Source organism: Sulfurirhabdus autotrophica (genome assembly GCF_004346685.1).
Lineage (GTDB): Bacteria > Pseudomonadota > Gammaproteobacteria > Burkholderiales > SMCO01 > Sulfurirhabdus > Sulfurirhabdus autotrophica.
The window spans coordinates 784,401-807,982 of the sequence record NZ_SMCO01000001.1 but is presented as its reverse complement, the minus strand read 5'-3'; the positions used below and the strand labels follow the sequence as shown (position 1 = coordinate 807,982).

General features: G+C 45.0%; 20 protein-coding genes. 14 read left to right on the top strand and 6 right to left on the bottom strand.

The annotated features are described in order from the left end of the window. The first annotated feature begins 5 nt into the window (after positions 1–5). The 7 genes from nuoL (at position 6) to EDC63_RS03845 (ending at position 8,528) form a co-directional block, all read left to right on the top strand. On the top strand, positions 6–1,994 hold the full coding sequence (gene nuoL, locus EDC63_RS03875) for an NADH-quinone oxidoreductase subunit L (protein ID WP_124947303.1): 1,989 nt from the start codon (positions 6–8) through the stop codon (positions 1,992–1,994). A 91-nt stretch (positions 1,995–2,085) separates the two neighbouring features. Further along, the gene (locus tag EDC63_RS03870) at positions 2,086–3,570 is read left to right on the top strand and encodes an NADH-quinone oxidoreductase subunit M (protein ID WP_124947304.1); all 1,485 of its coding nucleotides are present in this window, start codon (positions 2,086–2,088) and stop codon (positions 3,568–3,570) included. Between the two features lie 54 nt (positions 3,571–3,624). Further along, the gene (gene nuoN, locus EDC63_RS03865; protein ID WP_124947305.1) at positions 3,625–5,070 is read left to right on the top strand and encodes an NADH-quinone oxidoreductase subunit NuoN; all 1,446 of its coding nucleotides are present in this window, start codon (positions 3,625–3,627) and stop codon (positions 5,068–5,070) included. Further along, positions 5,067–5,369 (top strand): DUF2818 family protein, encoded by a 303-nt coding sequence (locus tag EDC63_RS03860; RefSeq protein ID WP_124947306.1) that lies wholly within the window; start codon positions 5,067–5,069, stop codon positions 5,367–5,369. The genes nuoN and EDC63_RS03860 overlap by 4 nt, the downstream gene beginning before the upstream one ends. A 133-nt stretch (positions 5,370–5,502) precedes the next feature. Further along, positions 5,503–6,054, top strand: a complete 552-nt coding sequence (locus EDC63_RS03855) for an NUDIX domain-containing protein (protein ID WP_124947307.1) — start codon at positions 5,503–5,505, stop codon at positions 6,052–6,054. Between the two features lie 72 nt (positions 6,055–6,126). Then, positions 6,127–7,380, top strand: a complete 1,254-nt coding sequence (locus EDC63_RS03850) for a nitronate monooxygenase (protein WP_124947308.1) — start codon at positions 6,127–6,129, stop codon at positions 7,378–7,380. A gap of 248 nt (positions 7,381–7,628) precedes the next feature. After that, a complete protein-coding gene (locus tag EDC63_RS03845) occupies positions 7,629–8,528 on the top strand; it encodes a DMT family transporter (RefSeq protein ID WP_124947309.1) in 900 nt (299 codons plus the stop codon). Positions 8,529–8,586: 58 nt separating this feature from the next. Here the strand turns inward: EDC63_RS03845 and EDC63_RS03840 are convergent, their stop codons facing one another. Continuing rightward, positions 8,587–8,964 (bottom strand): MAPEG family protein, encoded by a 378-nt coding sequence (locus tag EDC63_RS03840; RefSeq protein ID WP_124947310.1) that lies wholly within the window; start codon positions 8,962–8,964, stop codon positions 8,587–8,589. A 142-nt stretch (positions 8,965–9,106) separates the two neighbouring features. On the opposite strand from EDC63_RS03840, the gene EDC63_RS03835 reads away from it, so the two are divergent. Beyond that, complete coding sequence (locus tag EDC63_RS03835; RefSeq protein WP_223248374.1) at positions 9,107–9,535, top strand: hypothetical protein; 429 nt, start codon at positions 9,107–9,109, stop codon at positions 9,533–9,535. A 102-nt stretch (positions 9,536–9,637) separates the two neighbouring features. After that, positions 9,638–10,618 carry a diguanylate cyclase domain-containing protein gene (locus EDC63_RS03830; protein ID WP_124947311.1) on the top strand — a complete coding sequence of 327 codons (981 nt, stop codon included), beginning with the start codon at positions 9,638–9,640 and terminating at the stop codon, positions 10,616–10,618. Between the two features lie 94 nt (positions 10,619–10,712). Here EDC63_RS03830 and EDC63_RS03825 read toward each other — a convergent pair whose 3' ends face one another. Next, positions 10,713–11,315, bottom strand: a complete 603-nt coding sequence (locus tag EDC63_RS03825; RefSeq protein WP_124947312.1) for a peroxiredoxin — start codon at positions 11,313–11,315, stop codon at positions 10,713–10,715. A gap of 127 nt (positions 11,316–11,442) precedes the next feature. On the opposite strand from EDC63_RS03825, the gene EDC63_RS03820 reads away from it, so the two are divergent. The 3 genes from EDC63_RS03820 to ppx are packed head-to-tail and all read left to right on the top strand — an operon-like array spanning position 11,443 to position 15,342. After that, the gene (locus EDC63_RS03820) at positions 11,443–13,356 is read left to right on the top strand and encodes an ATP-binding cassette domain-containing protein (RefSeq protein WP_124947313.1); all 1,914 of its coding nucleotides are present in this window, start codon (positions 11,443–11,445) and stop codon (positions 13,354–13,356) included. A 35-nt stretch (positions 13,357–13,391) separates the two neighbouring features. Continuing rightward, a complete protein-coding gene (locus EDC63_RS03815) occupies positions 13,392–13,793 on the top strand; it encodes a hypothetical protein (protein ID WP_124947314.1) in 402 nt (133 codons plus the stop codon). Between the two features lie 55 nt (positions 13,794–13,848). Then, positions 13,849–15,342 carry an exopolyphosphatase gene (ppx, locus tag EDC63_RS03810; RefSeq protein WP_124947315.1) on the top strand — a complete coding sequence of 498 codons (1,494 nt, stop codon included), beginning with the start codon at positions 13,849–13,851 and terminating at the stop codon, positions 15,340–15,342. Between the two features lie 157 nt (positions 15,343–15,499). Here the strand turns inward: ppx and EDC63_RS03805 are convergent, their stop codons facing one another. The 4 genes from EDC63_RS03805 to ppk1 all read right to left on the bottom strand — a co-directional run bounded on the left by EDC63_RS03805 (position 15,500) and on the right by ppk1 (position 22,315). Then, positions 15,500–17,302, bottom strand: a complete 1,803-nt coding sequence (locus tag EDC63_RS03805) for a GGDEF domain-containing protein (RefSeq protein WP_124947316.1) — start codon at positions 17,300–17,302, stop codon at positions 15,500–15,502. Between the two features lie 649 nt (positions 17,303–17,951). After that, complete coding sequence (locus EDC63_RS03800) at positions 17,952–19,268, bottom strand: TAXI family TRAP transporter solute-binding subunit (protein ID WP_124947317.1); 1,317 nt, start codon at positions 19,266–19,268, stop codon at positions 17,952–17,954. Positions 19,269–19,310: 42 nt separating this feature from the next. Continuing rightward, positions 19,311–20,174: a KPN_02809 family neutral zinc metallopeptidase gene (ypfJ, locus tag EDC63_RS03795; RefSeq protein WP_124947318.1), complete on the bottom strand. Its 864-nt coding sequence runs from the start codon at positions 20,172–20,174 to the stop codon at positions 19,311–19,313. Between the two features lie 71 nt (positions 20,175–20,245). Beyond that, entirely contained in the window at positions 20,246–22,315 is a 2,070-nt protein-coding gene (gene ppk1 / locus EDC63_RS03790) for a polyphosphate kinase 1 (RefSeq protein WP_124947319.1), read from the bottom strand. Positions 22,316–22,357: 42 nt separating this feature from the next. Here ppk1 and EDC63_RS03785 point away from each other — a divergent pair, with 42 nt between their 5' ends. Next, positions 22,358–22,978, top strand: a complete 621-nt coding sequence (locus EDC63_RS03785; protein WP_165922903.1) for a CYTH domain-containing protein — start codon at positions 22,358–22,360, stop codon at positions 22,976–22,978. 139 nt (positions 22,979–23,117) lie between these two features. Continuing rightward, complete coding sequence (sixA, locus tag EDC63_RS03780; RefSeq protein ID WP_124947321.1) at positions 23,118–23,570, top strand: phosphohistidine phosphatase SixA; 453 nt, start codon at positions 23,118–23,120, stop codon at positions 23,568–23,570. Positions 23,571–23,582 lie beyond the last annotated feature (12 nt).

Here is a 23,582-nt window from a genome sequence, read left to right as displayed (position 1 = left end):
GAACTATGACTGAAATGCAAAAACTGTATTTATTGGTACCGCTGGCGCCGCTATTTGGAGCAATAGTGGCTGGCCTGTTTGGGAAATTTATCGGTCGTTCCGGCGCTCATTGGATAACGATTATTGGTGTTGCCGTTTCATTTGTTGCTTCCCTGGTAATTTTTCAGGATGTAATGGCTGGGCATACCTTTAATGGCAGTGTTTATACTTGGTTAACGACGGGTGATACACGATTTGAGATCGGTTTTTTAATCGATAAACTCACTGTCATGATGATGCTAGTGGTGACGTTTGTGTCGCTGATGGTACACATATACACCGTCGGCTATATGCATGATGATCCTGGTTATCAACGTTTCTTCAGCTATATTTCCCTGTTTACTTTCTCCATGTTGATGTTGGTCATGGCCAATAACTTCATGCAACTATTTTTCGGTTGGGAAGCGGTGGGACTTGTTTCCTATTTACTGATTGGCTTCTGGTATACCAGGCAAACGGCTATCTATGCGAACCTGAAGGCGTTTCTGGTCAATCGAGTAGGGGATTTCGGCTTTCTGTTAGGTATCGGAATGGTGTTATGGCAATTTGGCACGCTGGACTATGCTGCTGTTTTTGCGCGAGCACCAGAGTTGGCTGAACATACCATTCAGCTGATTCCGGGCCAGGAATGGTCTCTGATGAGCGTGATTTGTATCTTGTTGTTTATCGGCGCTATGGGTAAATCCGCGCAGTTTCCACTGCATGTATGGTTGCCTGACTCCATGGAAGGTCCAACACCGATCTCTGCGCTGATTCATGCTGCCACGATGGTAACTGCGGGTATATTTATGGTGGCCCGGATGTCACCCTTGTTTGAACTGTCAGAAACGGCTTTGTCTTTTGTGATGGTCATTGGGGCAATCACGGCATTGTTTATGGGCTTTCTGGGTATTATTCAAAACGACATTAAACGTGTGGTGGCGTATTCAACCTTGTCACAATTGGGTTACATGACTGTCGCGCTTGGCGCATCTGCATACTCAGTGGCTATTTTTCATCTGATGACCCACGCTTTTTTTAAAGCGCTATTGTTCCTGGCGGCAGGTTCCGTGATTATTGGAATGCACCATAATCAGGATATTCGTCACATGGGTGGTCTGCGCAAATACATGCCCATCACCTGGATTACCTCTTTGATTGGTTCGCTGGCTCTTATCGGAACACCATTCTTTTCCGGGTTCTATTCCAAGGACAGCATTATAGAAGCAGTAGGATTGTCGCATTTGCCTGGTTCAGGTTTTGCTTATTTTGCGGTGGTGGCGGGCGTTTTTGTCACCGCATTCTATTCTTTCCGTATGTATTTCCTGGTTTTTCATGGTAAAGAGCGATTTGATACCCATGGTGATCATGGCCATGATCACCATGGGCATGGTCACGGTGGTGTGCCGCATGAATCACCATGGGTCGTTACCTTGCCATTGATTATGCTGGCAATCCCCTCGGTGGTAATTGGGTATATGGCAATCGAACCGATGCTGTTTGGTGACTACTTTAAAGGTGTGATTCATATTTCAGAAGCGCATTCTGCGATGGAAGAACTGACCCATGAATTTCATGGCGCATTTGCTATGGCATTACATTCATTAATGACGTTGCCTTTCTGGCTGGCGCTTTCAGGGGTAGTGGTGTCATGGTATTTTTATATGAAACGGCCTGATATCCCTGCAATGATGAAGGATCGTTTTAGTCTGATTTATATCATTCTAGAGAATAAATACGGTTTTGATGCTTTCAATGACTGGTTTTTTGCCGGGGGTGTGCGCAAGTTGGGTGGCGTGTTATGGCGTATTGGCGATGTAAAAATTATTGATGGATTTTTTGTAAATGGAACGGCCCGCTTAATTGGCTGGAGTTCCAGAATGATCAGGTATTTCCAGTCTGGCTATATTTACCACTATGCATTCGCGATGATTATAGGCGTGTTTGTTTTGGTTGCAATTTTTGTAAAAAATTGAGGTAAACCACTGGTTGTGGATTTGAACAAAATGCTGAGTGTCGTGTTTGTTGCAAGTGTATGTGCTTGCGTTTCAAGAATTTAGGATAACTATGATTGCTGGATTTCCTCCATTGAGTTTGGTGATATGGGTTCCGATACTGACCGGATTGCTGGTGTTGGCAACCGGAAGTGACCGGAATGCTGCTTTGGCACGCTGGATTGCCTTGCTGGGCGCAATCGCAGGCTTTGTTGTTGCGATACCACTGTACACTCAGTTTGATCTGATTAATCCGGGTATGCAGTTTACTGAGATGCGCCCCTGGATTGAATCATTTAACATCAATTACCATCTGGGTGTAGACGGAATTTCCATGTTGTTCATCCTGCTGACCAGTTTTACGACAGTCTTGGTTGTATTGGCAGGCTGGAAGGTCATTCAAAAGAATGTCGCACAGTATATGGCTGCGTTCCTGATTATGTCAGGGTTAATGAATGGTGTGTTTGCCGCCTTGGATGCCATTCTGTTTTACGTATTCTGGGAAGCAATGCTTATTCCCATGTTTATTGCGATTGGCGTTTGGGGAGGGCCGAATCGCGTCTACGCATCTATCAAGTTTTTCCTGTATACCTTGCTAGGATCGCTGCTGATGCTAGTAGCTTTCATTTATCTGTACAACTTGTCAGGCGGAAGCTTTGAAATTCTGGATTATCACGAACTCCGTATTGAGAAAATACCGCAAATCCTGATTTTTCTGGCATTTTTCATGGCGTTTGCGGTAAAGGTTCCCATGTGGCCGGTCCATACTTGGTTGCCGGATGCCCACGTAGAAGCGCCAACAGGCGGATCTGTCGTATTGGCGGCGATCATGCTGAAACTGGGTGCTTACGGTTTCCTCCGTTTCTCCATGCCAATTGCGCCCGATGCCAGCCATATTTTATCTGGATTCATGATTACCCTGTCACTGATTGCTGTTGTTTATATTGGTCTAGTCGCGCTAGCCCAGGGTGACATGAAAAAGTTGATTGCGTATTCGTCAATATCCCACATGGGCTTTGTTACCTTAGGATTTTTCATATTTAACGCCTATGGTATGGAAGGTGCTTTGGTGCAGATGATTTCTCATGGATTCATTTCTGCTGCGCTTTTCCTGTGCGTCGGTGTCATGTATGACCGTGTCCATTCACGCCAGATTTCAGATTATGGTGGCGTGGCTAACAAAATGCCCAAATTTTCAGCATTTTTCATGCTGTTTGCCATGGCTAATTCCGGCTTGCCTGGTACCAGTGGATTTGTAGGCGAGTTCATGGTGATTATGGGGGCTCTTCAAGCGAATTTCTGGTACGCATTCCTTGCGGCAACGACACTGATTTTTGGAGCGGCTTATACCTTGTGGATGTACAAACGTGTTGTGTTTGGCAATGTCACGCAAAAACACGTTGAGGAAATGAAGGATATTTCCGGACGGGAATTTCTTATATTAGGTTTGTTGGCAATCGCCGTATTAACCATGGGTATGTATCCACTACCATTCACTGAGGTGATGCATAGTTCCGTGAGTAATTTGCTGGTGCATGTAGCGCAAAGCAAGCTGTAAAATGTCTTGTGATAAGAACAAAGACTGGACGTAGTGCTAAAGGAATATGAATAAATGAGTTTTACCTTAACTAATTTGATACCTGTTTTGCCGGAAGTGTTTTTGCTGGCAGCAGCATCCTTTATCCTCATTCTTGATTTGTTCATCAGCGACAAAAATCGCTTTGTTACTTACGGCCTGACGCAAATAACACTGCTCATCTGTGCTTTTATTACCGTCTCAACAGCACAGCAGAACGTGGTTTATGCTTTCAGTAACATGGTGGTAGATGACCCCATGTCGGATATTCTGAAGTTGATGCTTTATCTTACTGTTTCTATTTTGCTTGTTTATTCCAGAGAATATATCCGGTTGCGTGGGATGTACCGTGGCGAATTTTTTGTGCTGGCATTGTTTGCAATGCTGGGCATGATGATTATGATCTCAGCCAATCATTTTCTGACGTTGTATTTGGGGCTGGAACTTTTATCACTCTGCCTTTACGCGATGGTGGCTTTGCAGCGAGATTCTGCTGTTGCGACAGAAGCAGCAATGAAATACTTTGTATTAGGTGCGCTGGCTTCTGGAATGTTGTTATACGGTATGTCCATGCTTTACGGTGTAACAGGCAGTCTGAATATCAACGAGGTTTCCATGGCTATTCAACAAGGCGTGGAAAACCGCACAGTGCTGGTATTTGGACTGGTTTTTGTAGTCGCAGGTCTGGCGTTTAAGCTGGGTGCGGTGCCATTCCATATGTGGATTCCCGATGTCTATCAGGGCGCACCAACTGCAGTCACACTTTTTATTGGCAGTGCGCCTAAAATAGCGGCATTTGCTTTTGTGATGCGCATTTTAGTGCAGGGTATGCAAGGTTTGCTTCAGGACTGGCAAGGTATGTTGATTATCATGGCAGTATTGTCCATGGCGATTGGAAACATCACTGCCATTGCACAAACCAACTTGAAACGTATGCTGGCCTATTCGACTATTTCTCATATGGGTTTCCTGTTGTTGGGCTTTTTAAGCGGTACATTAGGCGGCTACAGTGCCTCAATGTTTTATGTACTGGTCTATGTGCTGATGAGTCTTGGTTCATTTGGCATGATCATGTTAATGTCACGGCAGGGATTTGAAGCTGAAAACCTTGATGATTTCAAAGGGCTTAACCAGCGCAGTCCATGGTATGCATTTCTCATGCTGTTATTGATGTTCTCCATGGCGGGTGTTCCACCAACTGTTGGTTTTTACGCTAAACTGTCCGTACTGCAGGCAGCACTTCAGTCAGGCTTTATCTGGTTAGTTGTTTTTGCTGTATTGATGTCAGTTATCGGCGCATTTTATTATCTGCGTATCATTAAACTGATGTACTTTGATGCGCCAAATGATATGAATGCCATCAAGCCAGAAGCAGATGTGCGTTTACTAATGAGTGCCAACGGCCTGGCCGTGCTGGCGTTGGGAATCTTGCCGCAGCCGCTGATGGCGCTGTGTGCTTATGCGATAGAAAATTCACTGTGAACCTAAATACCATAACATTGCTTATAGTCGGCCTGATAGCCGCAAATTTACCTTTTGTTAGCGAACGATTTTTATTTGCTATCCCTTTTAAAAGCGGATTCAAGGCTTTTGGATGGCGTCTTGTGGAATGGTTTGCTATCTATGGTGCGGTAGGAGCGCTGGCCTATTTTCTTGAAGCAAAAATGGGCCCTGTGCATCAGCAAAAATGGGAATTTTATGCAGTTACACTTTGCCTCTTTCTGGTTTTTGCCTATCCTGGATTTGTTTACCGCTACTTTTGGCGGCAGCGTCTGAACTAAATTTCCCTGGTATGAATTATCTTGAGGGGTACAGGTAATCAGCCTGTGCCCCTTGTGTATTTCGGGATATAGCCATATAACCAACATTGAGATGTGATTTAAAGATCTGGAGCCATTGCAGGAACGTTGTTTTATGAAAAATAGTAGACTGGAAGAATCCCAGATAACAACAAAAACGGTGTATGAAGGTCGTTTGCTTCATGTAAAGGAAGATCAGGTTGTTTTGCCGAATGGCAAACATGCTAGTCGTGAATACATTGTTCATCCAGGTGCTGTAGTGATTCTTCCTTTGTTGGACAATGGTGATGTGCTATTGGAAAAACAGTACCGGTACCCTTTAAGAAGGGAATTTATTGAATTTCCTGCCGGTAAAATTGATCCTGGCGAAGATGAGCTTACTTGTGGGAAACGAGAACTCCTTGAGGAAACGGGGTACCTTGCAAAAGATTGGCAATACGTCACAACAATCTATCCTTGTATCGGATATTCGGATGAAAAACTCGTGTATTATATGGCGAAAGGGTTGAGTTTTAGCAAGCTCCAGCCAGATGAAGATGAATTTCTTGAGATTTTCCAGCTACCCTTTGGAACAGCCATGGATAGGGTGAAAAGTGGTGAAATTTGTGAAGTGAAAACGGTGACAGGATTATTCTGGCTAGAAAAAATCATTTCTGGTCAGTGGTAATTTAATTGCAGTATTCAAGGTTGTTGTAGTGAAGTTTGAGGGAAGAGAACCTTCCTTTGCAGAGAGGATAGTATGAAGCGAGTAGATGATTTTAGACTGAAATTTGGCAAGAAAGAGTTGGTGCCAATCATGATTGGCGGTATGGGTGTAGATATTTCAACTGTGGAGCTTGCGCTGGTCGTAGCTAAGCTTGGCGGGGTTGGTCATATCTCGGATGCAATGGTTCCAACGGTTTCAGATCGTCGTTTCAAGACCCACTTTGTTAAAGACAAGCAAAAAAAATATAAATATAACTTCAATAATACTGATAAATCAGTTGTTCAGTTTGACCTGGGGCAATTGGCAGAAGCCACAAAGTTACATGTAGGACAGGCTATGGGAGCCAAGCGGGGTGATGGCATGATATTCATCAACTGTATGGAAAAACTCACCATGAACAGCCCGAAAGATACGCTGCGGGTGCGTCTGGAATCGGCAATGGACGCAGGTATTGAGGGGATTACATTAAGTGCCGGTTTGCATTTGGGTTCGCTTTCCCTGGTACAGGATCATCCGCGCTTTCGCGATGTGAAGTTTGGTATCATCGTTTCATCCTTACGAGCTTTGCAGCTTTTTTTGCGTAAAAATGCGCGCTTAAACCGTCTGCCTGATTATGTTGTAGTTGAAGGCCCGCTTGCCGGTGGGCACTTGGGTTTCGGCCTGGATTGGGCTAAATATGATCTGAAAACCATCGTGAATGAAATACATCAATATTTTGCTCAGGAAGGGATACATATTCCCGTTATTCCGGCAGGAGGGATATTTACCGGCACGGATGCCATGGAGTTTCTGGATACTGGTTCGGCTGCCGTGCAAGTGGCAACCCGATTTACGGTGACCAAGGAGTGTGGGCTGCCAGCCAAGGTGCAGCAAGAGTATTTTAAAACGAGCGAAGATAACATTGAAGTCAACGAAATTTCGCCAACGGGCTATCCGATGCGAATGCTGAAAAATAGTCCATCCATAGGTGCGGGTATTCAGCCAAATTGTGAAGCTTATGGTTATTTACTGGATGGTCATGGCCATTGCAGCTACATTGATGCCTATAATCGTGAATTGGTAAAGCATCCTGATGGCAAAAATATATCTGTTAAAGATAAAACCTGTTTATGTACGCACATGCGCAATTTTGATTGTTGGACCTGCGGGCATTACACCTATCGTTTAAAGGATACGACGCATCAATTAGCTGATGGAAGCTATCAGATTTTGTCGGCAGAGCATGTTTTTCAAGACTATCAGTTCAGCGTAGATCACAAGATAGCCTTGCCTGCCGAGACAGTCTGATACCCACAATTATAATTTAGCCAGAATATTTATTTGACATACAGCGCGTTTCAGTAAAGAATATCAATTATGAATTCAATTTCCATGCATAAATGTGTATCTATTCGACCCATGCTGCGAGTGTGGGTGGGTAAACATGATCTGTGGCATTTGGATGCGTTAAGTTGAAGTAACGTTCTCAGTAAAATTCTAAAAAGGCCACAGAAAATTTTCTGTGGCCTTTTTTATTTTGCATCAAGGAAAAAATGATGTCAGTGCCAGTAGCCTATTTGTCTATCATTCTGATCTGGTCAACGACACCGCTTGCCATTCAGTGGAGTACTGAAGGTAACGGATTTTTATTTGCCGTTACTGCGCGTATGATGATTGGCGTTGTGATTTGCTTACTATTAATGCTGGTTTTCAGGGTGAAGCTTCCGCTTTATCGAGAAGCCAGACTGACCTATTTTGCAGGTGGGTTAGGCATTTTTGGTGCAATGTCCTGCGTATATTGGGGCGCGCTTTATATCCCATCAGGATTGATTGCGCTGCTATTTGGTTTGCAACCGATTATAACCAGTTTGACAGCGGCTTTCTGGTTGAATGAGCGCAGCTTTACGCTGAATAAAGTTTTAGGCGCATTGCTTGGATTATTGGGACTAGTGGCTATTTTTGGTTCAGGTTTAAGTGTTGGTGTACACGTGGGGGCCGGCGTTGGTGTGGTATTGCTGGCAGTAGTGCTGCAATCGGTGAGTCTGGTGTGGGTGAAGCGAATCGGTGCGGATTTACCTGCATTATCCGTGACTAGCGGGGCACTTATAGTGGCAGTTCCATTATTTGCATTAAGCTGGGCGCTGGTAGATGGTACTGTGCCGGTGTCGCTTGTTCCAAGAGCTGGGTGGTCGATTGTGTATCTGGGCGTGTTTGGTTCGGTTGTAGGGTTTAACCTGTATTTTTATATCATAAAGCGGCTGGAAGCTGGTCAGACAGCTTTAATTACCTTGATTACACCTGTTAGTGCGCTGATGTTGGGACATGTGTTGAACGGGGAGAAAATTCAGTCCGCGGTGTGGATTGGGACAGTATGTATTTTATGCGGTCTGATGTTGCATCAGTGGCAAGTATTGTCCACAGGTTTGCAACGTGTGAGAATACGTCGGCAAAAATAAATAATGAAGCTAAAGGAATAGTAAACCACGATGTTGCCAGTTACTATTTTTCTGCAGGTTATTGAGTGCCGGCAATGACAAACAAAGCAATGACACATGAAAAACCAAGTGCCCAGACAGTAGAACGCAAAGTGGCTTTATCCAGTATGTAAAAGCTCGCGTGCAGAATGCGAAAAGCGATGAAGGCTACTGCAAGCATATCAATGGTGCTTTGGGGTGCGTGTTGCAGTTGTGCAATGATGACTGCCGCAGCAAAAGCGGGAAATGCTTCAAATGCGTTGAATTGTGCCCAGTTTGCCCGTTTTCTATAACCATCTGTCTTTGCAAGATATTCCCGAGGTGCGTGATTGTCGTAGCCGGCTTTTGCTTTGGCTAACATCGCAATCGGGTATGGGATCAGGGCGGCAACTAAAATACACCAGTAAGCTATACTCACGATTTCTCCTGCTTGGATAAGGGGCGTCAGATAAAGTTTGGTTGTTCAGTATACGCTTGCTTTTTGAATATGGTATTACCCTGTGGCAGTTTGCGTGCTTGTGCATGTTACAATTTGCTCTGTTGAATTATTGGAAATAACCATGATTATTAACCCTTTTGCTGCTCCAGCAGAACCTGTAGAAAAACGAATTATGCTGAAAACAAAGGCTGGCCAACAAGTCAGTCTGGAGGTGACACTGGCGGATGATAAAGGTCGTCAAAGCGCTGCAGAATATATACGGCATTTGTTCGAAGAAATAAGAAAAAAAATGGATGAACCTGTCATTATTGTTGGTGCGGCAGAGCAAGACTATTTCAACGAAGAAGAAATCAAAAAGCAGATTTTGTACGTTGCTTCTTTTCACGATTCCATGTTTGGTACCTTCAACCAGCAGAGCAAATTGCCTGAAGATGAACGCAATGAATTCATTGAACTTTTTTTACTGGCTTGTGCGACGGTTCTTGAGGGGAAAAATATCCTGATTGATCTGGAAAAAGGCAAGATTGGGGATGAATCCAGATTGAATTAGTTTTGCAAACGCATGAGGTAAATCTGGATTTGTAAAGATTCTCGAATATTTATTACTTGCTGTTTTTATAGGGTAAATTTAAGTATTGTGTTGATAGAAAACATGAAAATATTGATTGTTGATGACAGTGAAATCGCACGTCACTCGCTTGAGATGTTGTTACATGCTATCGGGTATACGGACGTTTTGTCATGCTCTTCAGCACATGACGCTTTAAATTTATTGGGTGTGTTTGACAAGATTGTTAGCGAGAATTCACCAGTGGATTTGGTATTGATGGACGTTATGATGCCGGAAATGAATGGCATAGACGCTATCTCGCATATCCGGGCTGTGCATCAACTTAAGGATATCCCTATTATTATGGTGTCAATCAGCGGCGAAGTTTCATTTCTGGAGCGCGCTTTTGCTGCTGGTGCTACTGACTTTATCAGTAAACCGATTAACGCCATTGAACTGAGTGCAAGGGTTCGGGCTGCATTCAGGCTCAAGATGGAAATGGATATTCGCAAAGAGCGGGAGCAGCAACTGGAAGTGTTAAACCGCACACTGGAAGTAATGTGTAATATTGATAATTTGACTGGTATTGCAAACCGACGCTGCTTTGATGAAACATTGGTTAATGAGTGGGAAGATGCATTGCGATCCAGGCAACCCTTGTCCATGTTGCTCATTGATATTGATGTATTCAAGGAATTCAATGATACCTACGGTCACGTAGAAGGAGATGCGTGTCTGCAACAAGTTGCGAAAGCGCTGAGAGATTGTGTGGATGCACCGGGAGCATGTACTGCGCGTTTTGGTGGGGAAGAGTTTGTGATATTGCTGCCCAGTGCAGATCAAATAAGCGCGGAGAAGCTGGCTGCCAGCATACACGCAAAAATCGCGCATTTGCAAATTTTACACTCTGTTTCAAAAGTGGAAAATTTTGTCACGGTGAGTATCGGAGTGGTGAGCGTTGTGCCGGAATCTTCTGCTAAATCGCTGGATATGTTAAAGGCAGCAGATAATGCACTTTACGCCGCTAAGCAGCAAGGGCGGAATCGGACAGTGATTGGTTTGCCAATTTTGGCAATGCACTAAATATAAAGCACCTGCCCCATTATTTTTTTGAATAAAAATAATGGGGCAGGTTTAAAAGTATACTAAAAGGGTGCGCTTGCACCCTTTTTAATTCTTACAATTCGCTTGCGTGCGCAGCCAGATACTCAGCAACGCCTTCCGGAGAAGCCTTCATACCTGCTTTACCCTTGTTCCAGCCAGCTGGGCAAACTTCACCATGCTGTTCATTAAATTGCAGGGCATCTACCATGCGGATCATTTCATCTACGTCACGGCCTAGTGGCAGATCGTTGACAACTTGATGGCGAACAATACCATTGGTGTCGATCAGGAATGAACCGCGCAGTGCAACCTTGTCACCAATCAACACGTCATAGTCACGTGCAATAGCGTGGCTAAGATCAGCTACCATCGGGAATTGCACATTGCCTAAACCACCTTTTTCAACAGGGGTGTTTTTCCACGCCAAGTGGGTGAATTCGGAATCAACGCTGACAGCAATGACTTCAACATTGCGGTCTTTGAATTCTTTCATGCGGTGGTCAAAAGCCAGGATTTCGCTTGGGCACACAAAGGTGAAATCAAGCGGGTAGAAGAAAAGCACGGCATATTTGCCTTTGATGTGGTTTTTCAGGTTGAAATTTTCTTCGATTGTGTTGTTAGGCATTACCGCTGCAGCAGTGAAATCTGGAGCAGGTTTGGTTACTAAAACAGCCATGATATTCCTCGTTAGTGTTGTTGATGTAAAAAATTCAGCTCGCAATTTTAACCTGAATAGAAGATAAATATAACCATATTCTTACATAGGGAATCATTCCTTTATTCCTTCTGGTAAACTCGCACCCATGATTTCATTACGCAAACTATCGCTGCAACGTGGCAGTAAAATCCTTTTTGATAATATTGATCTGACCATACATGCTGGCCAGAAGATTGGTGTAACCGGCGCTAACGGGAGTGGTAAGTCCACGCTGTTTGCTTTATTCCGAGGGGAAATTCACTCGGATAAAGGTGATCTGGATATGCCTTCACGTCTGGAAATTGCGCATGTAGCTCAGGAAACGCCTGCACTGGATGTCAGTGCGATTGATTTTGTGCTGGATGGAGACCGTGAGCTGCGTGAAGTGGAGGCGGCTTTGCGGCAAGCAGAGGATGCGCATAACGGAGAACTGATTGCCGAGTTACATGCACGTTTCGACAATATTGAAGGATATAGCGCAAAGTCCCGTGCAGCCCGCATGTTGCATGGACTAGGATTTTCACCTGAACAATTCGATAAACCTGTGGCCGTTTTCTCAGGTGGCTGGCGCATGCGATTGAACCTTGCCCAGGCGCTGATGTGTCGTTCGGATTTATTATTGCTGGATGAACCCACAAACCATCTGGATCTGGATGCGGTGTTATGGCTTGAACAATGGTTGAAAAGTTATCCTGGTACTTTGTTGCTGATTTCTCATGATCGGGATTTTCTGGACAATACAGTCAATGCAATCGCACATGTAGAGCATCAGCAAATTACGCTTTATACCGGTAATTATGCAGATTTCGAGCGGCAACGTGCTGCCAGGTTGGCATTGCAGCAATCCGCTTTTGAAAAACAGCAACGGGAAGTAGCCCATCTCCATTCCTATATTGATCGTTTCCGAGCATCCGCCACGAAGGCGCGTCAGGCACAAAGCCGGATAAAAGCGCTGGAGCGGATGGAAATGATTGCCGCTGCTCATGTGGATTCGCCTTTTTATTTCAGTTTCCGAGCTGCGGAATCTACCCCCAATCCAGTTATACGGCTGGAGGAAGTCAGTGCCGGTTATGCTGATAACCCGATATTAAAAGGTATCAATTTCAGTCTGGAAGCCGGCGCCAGAATAGGACTGCTAGGTGCTAATGGCGCGGGTAAGTCTACTCTGATCAAGACACTTGCAGGTGAGCTGCCTGTGGTGGCAGGTAAACGGATTGAAGGGAAAGATTTGCGTATTGGCTATTTTGCGCAACATCAACTGGAGCAATTGCGACCGGAAGAAAGCCCCTTGCAACATTTACAAAGGCTGGATTCCAGCGCGCGCGAATCGGAATTGAGAAACTTTCTGGGTGGCTTCAACTTTCGAGGAGAGGCTGCGCTTGGCCCCGTAGCGCCATTCTCCGGTGGAGAAAAATCCCGATTGGCTTTGGCATTGCTGATCTGGCAGCGACCTAATCTGTTATTGTTGGATGAGCCTACCAACCATCTGGACCTTGAGATGCGCCATGCCCTGACTTTGGCTTTGCAGGATTATGAAGGTGCGTTGGTGGTGGTTTCTCATGATCGTCACTTGTTAAGGGCGACTACAGATCGGTTTCTGCTGACAGCCAACGGCGTCGTGTCGCCTTTTGATGGTGATCTCGATGACTATCGCAGGTGGCGTGCTGAGCAGTCCAGTGCTGAACCCGCTTCCAATGGTGGTGATAAGTCTCAAGAGGTTGATCGTAAAGCGCGTAAACGCGTTGAAGCGGAAGAACGTAATCGGCTCGCCGTATTGCGCAAGCCAATTGAAGCAAAGATCAAGAAATTAGAAAAGGAAATCGAGTCATATACTGCTGAAAAAACCAGGCTGGATAGCTTGCTGGCTGATGCAGATATCTATCTGGATGAGAAGAAAGAATTGCTAAAGACTTCGCTTATGCAGCAGGCAAAAGTCACAGAACAGTTGCATCAAGCAGAAGAAGCCTGGCTGGAGCAACATGCTGCGCTGGAAGAAATACTCCTGCCAGAAACGCAATAGTGCCAATATTGGTATTGTAACAATCGGAATTTTTTATGCTGGAATATATATTCTTTGATCAGGGCTTGCTTGGTCGTTTCATGGACTACTCAAATCAACTGGGTGTGGTTTGTAGTGAATCCGAAGATTCGATGGGATTGATTGTACTCGTACCTGAGAATTTGCCAGAGGATTTGGCGCTTTCTCTGGAACAGTTTTATGATCAGTTGCTCGAAGAACAATCACAGTTGGTAGAACAAGAAGATGGCGGTCTTGTGAAACATGCGGCTGGAATTCGCGTTACTCTGAACGATGGGCGCCCATGTATGGTAAGGCTGGAGCCTGAGATGGCCAATCGGCTGTTAGAGGTTTTCACCCTTGATGAAGTTCAGGCATTAGTAGTGGCAATTGCGAAAAGTGTGGAGTCTGCTGATGATGGGCCTGTTTGCCATCCCTGACGTCATACTTGAATCTTCCCATGTTAAACTCACATTTTACTTATAGGCGTTAAGCGTGGAAGAATATGATATTGTCGCCGCCGTGGATTTGGGGTCAAACAGCTTCCGTTTGCAGGTTGCGCGCGTGGTGGATGATCAAATATATCCCCTGGATTCTCTGAAAGAAACGGTACGTCTTGGTGCAGGTTTAACACCAGAAAAATTTCTTGATGAAGACTCTCAGGCTCGTGCACTGTCATGCCTGAAGCGTTTTGGTGAGCGACTGAGAGGGTTGCCTATTCATGCCGTAAGGGTGGTAGGAACCAATACACTGCGTGTTGCCAAAAATGCGCCAGCTTTTTTAACGAAAGCTGAAGAAGCGCTGGGCTTTCAGATTGAAGTCATTGCCGGGCGGGAAGAGGCAAGGCTGATTTATTTAGGGGTAGCCCACAGCGTGCCTGCCTCTCAGAACCACAGGCTGGTAGTAGATATCGGTGGTGGATCGACTGAATGTATTATTGGCGAGGGATTAGAACCCTACAAGATGGAAAGCCTGTACATGGGCTGTGTCAGTTACAGTTTGCGCTTTTTTCCTGAGGGAAAGATTACTAAAGATGCCATGCAAAATGCTGAAATGGCCGCAAAAATGGAACTGCTATCCATTCGTTCCAAGTTTTCCAGCGGGCACTGGCAGGAAGCAATAGGTTCATCGGGTACGGCTCGTGCGTTGGCTGATTTGCTGGAGCAAAATGGGTGGAGCAAAGTGGGTATCACGGCTGAAGGGCTGGCACAACTCCGAACTGTTTTGTTGAAAGCGGGAGATTGCAAAAAGCTGGATTTGCAGGGGATGAAACAGGATCGTATTCCGGTTTTACCAGGCGGGCTGGCAATCATGTCAGCGATATTTTCAGAGCTGGGTATTCAGCAAATGAACATTGCAGGTGCTGCCCTTCGTGAAGGTGTGTTATACGATCTGTTAGGTCGCTTCCATCATCATGATATGCGTGATGCGACTGTAAAGCAGTTTATGCGTCGCTACCATGTTGATCCCAGTCAGGCATTTCGCGTAGCAAATTTTTCCTCATCACTTTTTGTCGAAGTCGCTCAAGGGCTTGAGGAAGATATAGAAGAACTGAAGCAACATCTTTTATGGGCAGCAGACTTTCACGAAATCGGTATTTCTATCGCCCATAGTGGATATCATAAACATTCCGCCTATATTCTTGAACATGCAGACATGCCAGGGTTTTCAAAACTGGAACAATCCCAGCTCGGTTTACTGGTAAGGGCACAACGTGGTTCATTATCCAAAGTGCCAGGAATTGCTGATAAGCCCGCTTATTGGCTTGCTATTCTGGTATTGCGCCTGGCTGTGCTGTTTTATCGAAGCCGTACTGATATTGAAGTGCCTAAAATACAATTGAAGCTGCGTGATAACGAGTATCGATTAAAACTTGAAAAAGGCTGGTTGGAACAAAACCCTTTGACAGACAATGCATTGCAATCTGAAATCAAAGAATGGAAATCGATTGGAGTGAGTTTCAGTATTTCCAATAGTAAAGGGGATTAGCCCATAAAGTATGAGCATTTTGCCAGGTTGTGAAATTTGGGCGCAATTATAGTAAGTGTATTTTTTTCACCCGTTATTATTGTGAATCACTTCCAACACTCAGACACTTGTCGCGCGTATTATCTGGTTTCCCCAACCCAGCTTACTATCCTCATATTTAAGTTATCAATGCACACTCTTCTGTGGAATGGCAGTCCCTGGTTTCATTGCAATAATGGCGGCGGTCAATAAACAAACTATTACCATGAATAGCTTTTGCACGTTTTTTTGCCTCTGCTGCTACTGATGAAACTTCATTGTGTGAGTTAAATATCCCTGGCTCTATACGCACGGCACCAATTGAAAGCGTAGTTAAAGGCTGAAAAACCTGTTCGTTTTTTCGGTCTGCGGTGATGAACCCGCCTTGGGCAAAATCGCTGGCTGAAAAAAATGGGGCGATGAGTTTACTAAATTCAGAAAGTGCATCCTGGCAACGTTCTTCCCAATCAGCACTTTGAAACAGAATGAAAAAATCATCCCCACCGATGTGGCCAATAAAGTCACAATCCGGGTTGCAGATATTGGAGAGCGTTTTTCCTGTCAACTGAATGATATCGTCGCCTCTGCGGTAACCATATTTGTCATTGAATGGCTTGAAGTTATCCAGATCACAATAGCAGACAACAAACGATGCCTGACTATGTATCAGCCTGTCTATATGTTCATTAATAGGCACATTCCCGGGTAGCAGCGTAAGTGGATTGGCGTAACGTGCGGCGGTTATCTGCATTTGGGTAATTTCCCGCATCAGGTCATGACCAGTACCGATGCCGATGTATTCCCCTTTGCTGGTAATAATGAACCCATCAGAAAGATAACGGCGCTCGCTTGCTACCATGAGGTGGCTGAGTGCCTGAATGCTGATATCCTTGTCAACTATCATGGGTGCGCTATCCATGAATTTGGAGCATGCTTTTTTGCCATATAACTCGCGAGAGTAAAGCTTGGAAAATGAGTCAATCAACATATGACGGTTGATCATGCCCACAGGCGTACCATTTTTTACTACCGGAATGGCTTGAAGCGCTGGGGATTCGCTGAAAATTTTATAAACCTCTTCATTCATAGTGTCTGGTGTAACGACAGGTACTTCAATGAGCAGTCGGCTTGCTGATATGGTATTTTGCGTCAGGCTCTTAGATTGCGGGTAGACCGTAATGCCCGGCAAGCACAATGCTTTGCTGATTTCGATTGGGGCAATGACAGATGGCGTACTGCTAGGGCGTGCAATATGATAGCCTTGCCCGAAATCAATGCCCAAGTCCTTGATGATCATCAATTCAGCCTGGGTTTCAATACCTTCTGCAATCACGCGAGCGGCAGCATTTTCAGCAATTTTTTGAATGGATTGGACAAATTGTAGTTTCAGCGGGTCCTGATTAATGTTTTGAATGAAGTGTTTGTCGATTTTGACATAATCAGGGCGAATCTCTGACCACAGGCGTAATCCGGAAAATCCTTCGCCCAGATCGTCTATGGCTATTTCAAACCCCATTTCTCTATAATGTGTGGTCGCTTCTCGTAACAGATTGTAATCAAATGTTGGCTGGCTTTCAGTAAGTTCGATGATGACCTGGTCTGGATTAATGCCTAAATTTTGCATATAGCACAGCGTCTCACCTTGTTTGAAATCTGGCTTTAATAAGCACTCCGGACTAACGTTAAGAAATAGTTTGCCAATCAGCCCAAGCTTAACAAACGTTTCAAGAACAACTTGCCGACAGAGCTGTTCCATTACAACAGAAAGTTTATTCAGATTTGCTGCTTTGAATAGATTGATGGGGGAATGGAGAAGACTGTCAGAAGGACCGCGTATCAATCCTTCAAAGCCAATAATATGGCCATCTCGCATTGAGATGATAGGTTGGAAAACAGCAGTGAGACGACGGTTTTCAATTATTTCTTTTAAATGGTCACGCATGTCATTGCTAGGGAAGTTTTTTATCTGGTTTAACATTGGTTACTCTGAATTGAACTTGGTAAAAATAGTTTATTTTATTTGTAGCTATATGGTTTCAATAGGAAATTTATATTCATGTGCGAGATTTCGCGAGTGAACGCTTAAATCCATATTTTTCTTCCTGGTGAGTTTTCCAGAGTAAATAGTGCATAAGGCGAGTTGCTTACATGTATGGCAAGTAACGAAATGTTTGATAGTCAACTTTTCGTTAAAGTGTGACTTGCTGTTGGCGGTTAGCCAAATTTTCTGATGGAGGCATCTTTCGCAAATAAGCATAAACTTCTTTTGGAAATGTAAATGCAGTGCATATTAGCGCCGAAACGTGACAGTTTGATGACTGGAGTAAAGGGGGTATTGAATGAGCAGTATCTACGCTAACTTGGAGCAATGGGTTTTTGCTTGATACTCTGGTTTGTGGCAAATAATTTCTAACGTTGCGCTGAACCAGTAGAAAAAATCTTTCTGTAACTCCCCCGATGAAAGTCTGTTGCTCACTATCTTTGGGACTGCCATTCACGGTAGATAGAGCGCCTGTTTATGATAGCGCCCATACGATAATTAAATTCGCCAAGTCATTTTTATTGGGCATCATTGTGGATCAATCGTTGTGTCAGACTGGTCTTTCTTCCGCCCTTTTTCGCGCCAGAGAAGCCCGAACCAGATTGATGTGTTCGCGCAGTGTATAACGAAGGTGAGTATAGGCAACAGGAATCGGGCGGTTGTTGGCTCGATCTTCCATGTTGTCAATTTGCGCCAGATAATCAGCGTAACGGGTTGGGTCGTATTGCCTTTTAATTTCGCTCTCCAGTGCAGACAGTTCACCATACCATCGATAAATACGTGAAGTGATGCGCCATTTATAAAGAGCGGGAATGGCTCGCAAAATAGGGATAAGCACTAGTAACGGCAATGCCATCACCAAAATACGATCTACCAGTACAGCGGCCCAAAATGGCAAATAGCGCTGTAGGAATGGGGGGCCGGATTTGTAGTAGCGCTCGGCATCTTTGCTAACCTCGAACGTTAAGTCCTTAACAGCAGGAAACTCCCTTGCCTGCTGAAACATACCTGTCTCGCCATGTACTTCAGTTGCAGCTTGTGCCAATAAGCTAACCAAGGCCGGATGAATAGCGTCACGAGCTATCAGATTGGCAGTGGTTGCGATCAGTGTTATGTCCTGCCCGGGGATATCCCGTACCAAATCAACTACGCCACGTGGCAACGTGACCTGCGAAAGAAATGGGAATCGTTTTACATACGCACCGGCTTGTGCGAAGTTCATCAGGCGAACTCCCTCCATATCCAGCATTTTATGTACCGCAACTGAATCAGCACCTGTAATGATAAAAACCGCATCCACGAGTTCTTTCTGAAGAGCATCTGCGGCTGCATCTCCAGCCAGAGGCGCAAGGCTTTCAAGCCCTTTCCCCATGTTATTGGCCCCCAGAATTTGCAATGCAAGCTTGCGTGTGCCACTTCCTTCCACACCAACCGCGAGTTTTTTGCCTTGTAGCTGAACAATCCGGTCCAAAGGTGCTTTACTTCTATAGAACACCCATAAGGGTTCATAGTACATGCTGCCCAAAGACATTAAATTTTCACCATCTTTAGCCGTAGCGGTTCCGCCCTGAACAAAACCGATTGTAAAGTGAGTGTTGACATCTTTCAGGCGCTGCAGGTTTTCAAGGGCGCCGGATGATGTTTGAAGTTCCAGCGTTATGCCATGGCGAGCCAGAATTTCTTTATATCGTTTGGCATAACCGTGATACGCCCCACCTTCTGACCCCGTGGACATATAGAGCAGTTTGGGTGGCGCTGGTTGTACAAACATAGACGCAATCCAGAACAGAGCAATAATAAGCGCAAGTGCTGGCAAACCGACAATGAGCATTTCCCTGCGAGATTTGTTGCTAAATGATTTTTTCATAAAGATTTCTTGGTAGATTACTTTTTTCAAACTTAAGTAAATTTATAATTCTCGTGTTTTGAAAGTATTGCATTGTTTTGGATCTCCGCTTTCAATACCACGTTTGAACCAACGCACCCGTTGCTCAGAAGATCCATGGGTAAACGTATCGGGTACAGCGTATCCGCGAGCCTGCTTCTGTAAGCGGTCGTCACCGATGGCCGTAGCTGCTGTCAGCGCCTGTTCAATCTCACCCGGTTCAATAATATGTTTCATGGTATTGGCACGGTTGCCCCAAACGCCCGCATAGCAGTCAGCCTGCAGTTCAAGTCGAACAGACAGTGCATTTACCTTGACCTTGCTGCCAGCTTGTTGCTGGGCTGCATGAACTCTGTCTGAAGTGCCCAGCAACTTTTGTACATGGTGGCCTACTTCATGTGCGATCACGTAAGCCTCGGCAAATTCCCCCGGCGCATGATAACGTTCTTTCAAGTCACGGTAGAAAGCAAGATCAATATAAACCTTTTGGTCTAACGAGCAATAGAACGGTCCCATTGCTGTGTCGCCAGTGCCACATGCGGTAGGGGTTGAACCTGTAAACAAGACAAGTTTTGGGTCTTTATATTCTTTACCTGCTTCAGCAAAAACCGTGTGCCAAGTATCCTCTGTATCGGCTAATACTTTTGAGACAAAAATAGCCATCTCATCATTGGCTGGTGGTTTGTGTGACTGTGCTGACCGGGGGGATGGTTGGGTTACGTTTGAGACAAGCCCCAGCAAAGTGGATGGATTTATACCAAAAAAATAGCTGCCAGCCAATGCCAGTAGAATGCCGCCAATACCAAGTCCTCCAGAACTGATGCCGCTACCACCTGCACCGCGTCGGTCCTCTACATTGTCACTTGTGCGTTCGTCATCCAGACGCATAATATTATCCTCGTGAAGCAATTACATGAATTAAATACAGATTTATTGATTATTGAGTAACAGATAGCTGACTAATTTTCGTCAGAAAATTTATCTAATAGACTTTCCTGTGCACTGAAGGGTTGGGCGCGATTGGGGGTTTTGCGATAATAACGTCCATCTGGGTCCATTTCCCAAGCCTGTAAGTTATCTCTCAAGTATGTTCTTAGCCCTTCGGCAATAACACGTCTTTTAAGGCGCTGATTCAATATGGGGAAGCAGGCTTCAATCCGGCGGAAAAAATTTCGGTCCATCCAGTCGGCACTGGATAAATAGACATCTTGTTTTCCATTGTTACGAAAATAAAATATGCGGGTATGTTCCAGAAATCTGCCAATGATGGATCGCACACGAATGTTTTCAGAAACGCCGGGTATGCCAGGACGCAGAGCGCATACTCCGCGCACAATTAAATCAATTTTGACCCCTGCACAAGATGCTTCGTACAGAGCCTGGATGATTTGTGGTTCAACCAATGAATTCATCTTGGCTATAATGGCAGCAGGGCGGCCTTTTTGGGCATGTTCAATTTCGTTGTGTATAGCTTTGATCAGTTTCGGATGTAAAGTGAAGGGTGCTTGCCATAAGTATCTGAGTTGACTTGCTTTTCCTAGTCCGGTGAGTTGGGCGAAAATATCGTTCACATCACTGCCGATTTCTTCTGAACAGGTGAAAAGTCCAAAGTCCGTATAGAGTTTGGATGTTCTCGGATGATAATTACCTGTGCCCAAATGTACGTAGCGTCTTAATCCTTGCTCTTCTCTTCTGACAACCAATATCATTTTGGCGTGAGTTTTGTAACCGACTACACCGTAAATGACATGAGCGCCGGCATCTTCGAGTTTGGCTGCCCAGTTGATATTGGCTTCTTCATCAAACCTTGCCAGAAGTTCAACGACAACCGTCACATCTTTGCCGCTTTGCGCTGCCTGGATCAGGGCACCCATCAAGGCTGAATCCGTGCTGGTTCTATATACAGTTTGCTTGATGGCAACGACTTGCGGGTCTCGGGATGCCTGTTGAATAAAATCGACTACCGGTTTGAATGATTGAAATGGATGATGTAGCAGGATATCGCTCTTGCGTATTGTCTGAAACATGTCAGGATGTTTCGATACAGTGGCTGGAATCTCTTGAACAAATGGCGGAAACTTCAGAAATGGTAAATCAACTGCATCCGGGATTTGCATCAATCTGACTAAGTTAACCGGGCCGTTTACCCGAAACAGATCGTTTTTTGTCAGATTGAATTGTTCCAGTAAAAAACCGGCCATTTTTTCAGAACAATTGTCGGCAACTTCCAAGCGCACTGCATCCCCATAATGTCGATGCGGTAATTCACCCTGTAAAGCTAGCCGGAGGTTTTTGATCTCTTCTTCATCAACAAATAGATCACTATTACGCGTAACACGGAATTGATAGCAGCCATTGACATTCATGCCGGAGAAAAGCTCGTTTACATGAGCGTGAAGAATGGATGAGAGAAACACAAAGCCGTATTCACAGCCTGCAATATCATTGGGTAAACGGATAACGCGGGGGAGGGCGCGGGGCGCCTGAACGATTGCGGTGCCCGAGTTGCGGCCAAAAGCGTCTTTCCCTTCCAGTTCCACGGCAAAATTCAGGCTTTTGTTCAATACACGGGGAAATGGATGGGATGGGTCAAGTCCAATAGGGGTCAGGACCGGCATCACCTCACGGAAAAAATAGGATTTAATCCATTCGCTTTGGGTTTCATCCCAATGGGTGCGCCGTAAAAATCGCACACCATGACGTGCCAGCTCGGGTAGGATCAGATCGTTGAACTGGCGGTATTGTCGGGCTATGAGCTCATGAGTTCGTTTGCTGACAAGCTGGTAAGTCTGTTGAGGGGGCATGCCATCCGGGCTCTTTGCGACGCTACCCAGTTTTATTTTTTCCTTCAGGCCAGCTACCCGGATTTCAAAGAACTCATCCAGATTGCTACTGAAAATACACAAAAAACGTAGCCGTTCCAGTACAGGAGTGTTGGTATCTTCAGCCTGTGCCAGAACCCTGTCATTAAAAGCCAGCAGGCTGAGTTCTCGATTAATATAGTATTCTGGTGCTTTAAATTCAGTCATAACTAACAATGCTACCTCAAAACCATGGAATCTATCTATCTTATGCATACTGAAATTGAATTGAAATTACTGATAAATAAAGCTGATATTCCTGCCCTGATGAATCACCCGCTGCTGAACGGTATAAATTCGGAGAGGAAATCATTGCGGAATATTTACCTTGATACGCCAGATTTGACTTTGGTAAAGCAGAAAATGGCATTTCGAATGCGTCTGGTTGATTCCCTCTGGATTCAAACTGTGAAAGGTGGGGGGAAGGTGGAAGGTGGGTTGCATCAGCGAAATGAGTGGGAGGTTGAAGTTGAAGGCGAAAAGCCGGACTTTGAAAAACTTGCCCAATCACCTTGGTACAGTGTCTTTACCCCAGAAGTCCAAGATGCCATGATGCCTGTGTTTGAGACAAATTTCTGGCGTACAACATGGTTACTTGAATTGCCAAGAGGGGTGGTTGAGTTGGCATTGGATGTCGGTGAAATACAGGTGAGCAATTTGACTGAACCTATTTGTGAAGTAGAGCTGGAGCTGAAATCGGGTGAGCCTGAGGCTTTGTTTGAACTGGCTGAACTTTTGAATAAAACAGTCACTCTGCAAACGGAAGATAAAAGCAAGGCTGAGCGTGGCTACGCACTTTTTGCTAAATCAAAGTCGTTGAAATCGGTATAACGTTAGCTGAATAGTGCGGCAAGTTTTACTATCCTTAATTTGCTGGATGGATTTTTGAAGAAGTAGTCTTTTGCAGGTTTGTTATAAAACTGTAACCAGCGTTTGTTAAGCTAAGCGAGATAATATGATGGAGCAGTGGATGGATTTGATTTTATGGCGTCATGCCGATGCAGAGGATGGATTTCCTGATACAACCAGAAAGCTGACAGAGAAAGGCGAGAAGCATGCTCAATTGGTCGCGCAGTGGCTGAAACCCAGGTTGCCGAATAATTTAAGCGTTCTGGTTAGTCCGGCAAAGCGAGCCTTGCAAACAGCGGATGCGCTCACCAGTAAGTATGAAATACGAAAAGAGTTGGCGCCAGGTGCGGATGTTGCTACTGTTCTGGCGGCGGCGGGTTGGCCATCAGCCAAAGGAGCAGTCATTATTGTTGGGCATCAGCCCACCCTGGCACGTGCTGCTGCATTTCTTCTTTCAGGAGAGGAAGCAGACTGGAGCATGAAAAAGGGAAGTATCTGGTGGCTAAGCAACCGTATACGCCAAGGTGAAAAGCAAACTATCCTTCGGGCAGTTATTTCACCTGAGTTTCTCTGAGTTTGAATTTTA

What these genes read in the sequence shown, in the direction of transcription:
- nuoL (WP_124947303.1), top strand. Translation starts at nt 6, where the DNA reads ATGACTGAAATGCAAAAACTGTATTTATTGGTACCGCTGGCGCCGCTA.
- EDC63_RS03815 (WP_124947314.1), top strand. Translation starts at nt 13,392, where the DNA reads ATGCTGGAATATATATTCTTTGATCAGGGCTTGCTTGGTCGTTTCATG.
- EDC63_RS03855 (WP_124947307.1), top strand. Translation starts at nt 5,503, where the DNA reads ATGAAAAATAGTAGACTGGAAGAATCCCAGATAACAACAAAAACGGTG.
- EDC63_RS03850 (WP_124947308.1), top strand. Translation starts at nt 6,127, where the DNA reads ATGAAGCGAGTAGATGATTTTAGACTGAAATTTGGCAAGAAAGAGTTG.
- EDC63_RS03830 (WP_124947311.1), top strand. Translation starts at nt 9,638, where the DNA reads ATGAAAATATTGATTGTTGATGACAGTGAAATCGCACGTCACTCGCTT.
- EDC63_RS03800 (WP_124947317.1), bottom strand. Translation starts at nt 19,268, where the DNA reads ATGAAAAAATCATTTAGCAACAAATCTCGCAGGGAAATGCTCATTGTC.
- EDC63_RS03820 (WP_124947313.1), top strand. Translation starts at nt 11,443, where the DNA reads ATGATTTCATTACGCAAACTATCGCTGCAACGTGGCAGTAAAATCCTT.
- EDC63_RS03835 (WP_223248374.1), top strand. Translation starts at nt 9,107, where the DNA reads ATGATTATTAACCCTTTTGCTGCTCCAGCAGAACCTGTAGAAAAACGA.
- sixA (WP_124947321.1), top strand. Translation starts at nt 23,118, where the DNA reads ATGGATTTGATTTTATGGCGTCATGCCGATGCAGAGGATGGATTTCCT.
- EDC63_RS03870 (WP_124947304.1), top strand. Translation starts at nt 2,086, where the DNA reads ATGATTGCTGGATTTCCTCCATTGAGTTTGGTGATATGGGTTCCGATA.
- ppk1 (WP_124947319.1), bottom strand. Translation starts at nt 22,315, where the DNA reads ATGACTGAATTTAAAGCACCAGAATACTATATTAATCGAGAACTCAGC.
- EDC63_RS03785 (WP_165922903.1), top strand. Translation starts at nt 22,358, where the DNA reads ATGCATACTGAAATTGAATTGAAATTACTGATAAATAAAGCTGATATT.
- ypfJ (WP_124947318.1), bottom strand. Translation starts at nt 20,174, where the DNA reads ATGCGTCTGGATGACGAACGCACAAGTGACAATGTAGAGGACCGACGC.
- EDC63_RS03845 (WP_124947309.1), top strand. Translation starts at nt 7,629, where the DNA reads ATGTCAGTGCCAGTAGCCTATTTGTCTATCATTCTGATCTGGTCAACG.
- nuoN (WP_124947305.1), top strand. Translation starts at nt 3,625, where the DNA reads ATGAGTTTTACCTTAACTAATTTGATACCTGTTTTGCCGGAAGTGTTT.
- EDC63_RS03825 (WP_124947312.1), bottom strand. Translation starts at nt 11,315, where the DNA reads ATGGCTGTTTTAGTAACCAAACCTGCTCCAGATTTCACTGCTGCAGCG.
- EDC63_RS03805 (WP_124947316.1), bottom strand. Translation starts at nt 17,302, where the DNA reads ATGCGTGACCATTTAAAAGAAATAATTGAAAACCGTCGTCTCACTGCT.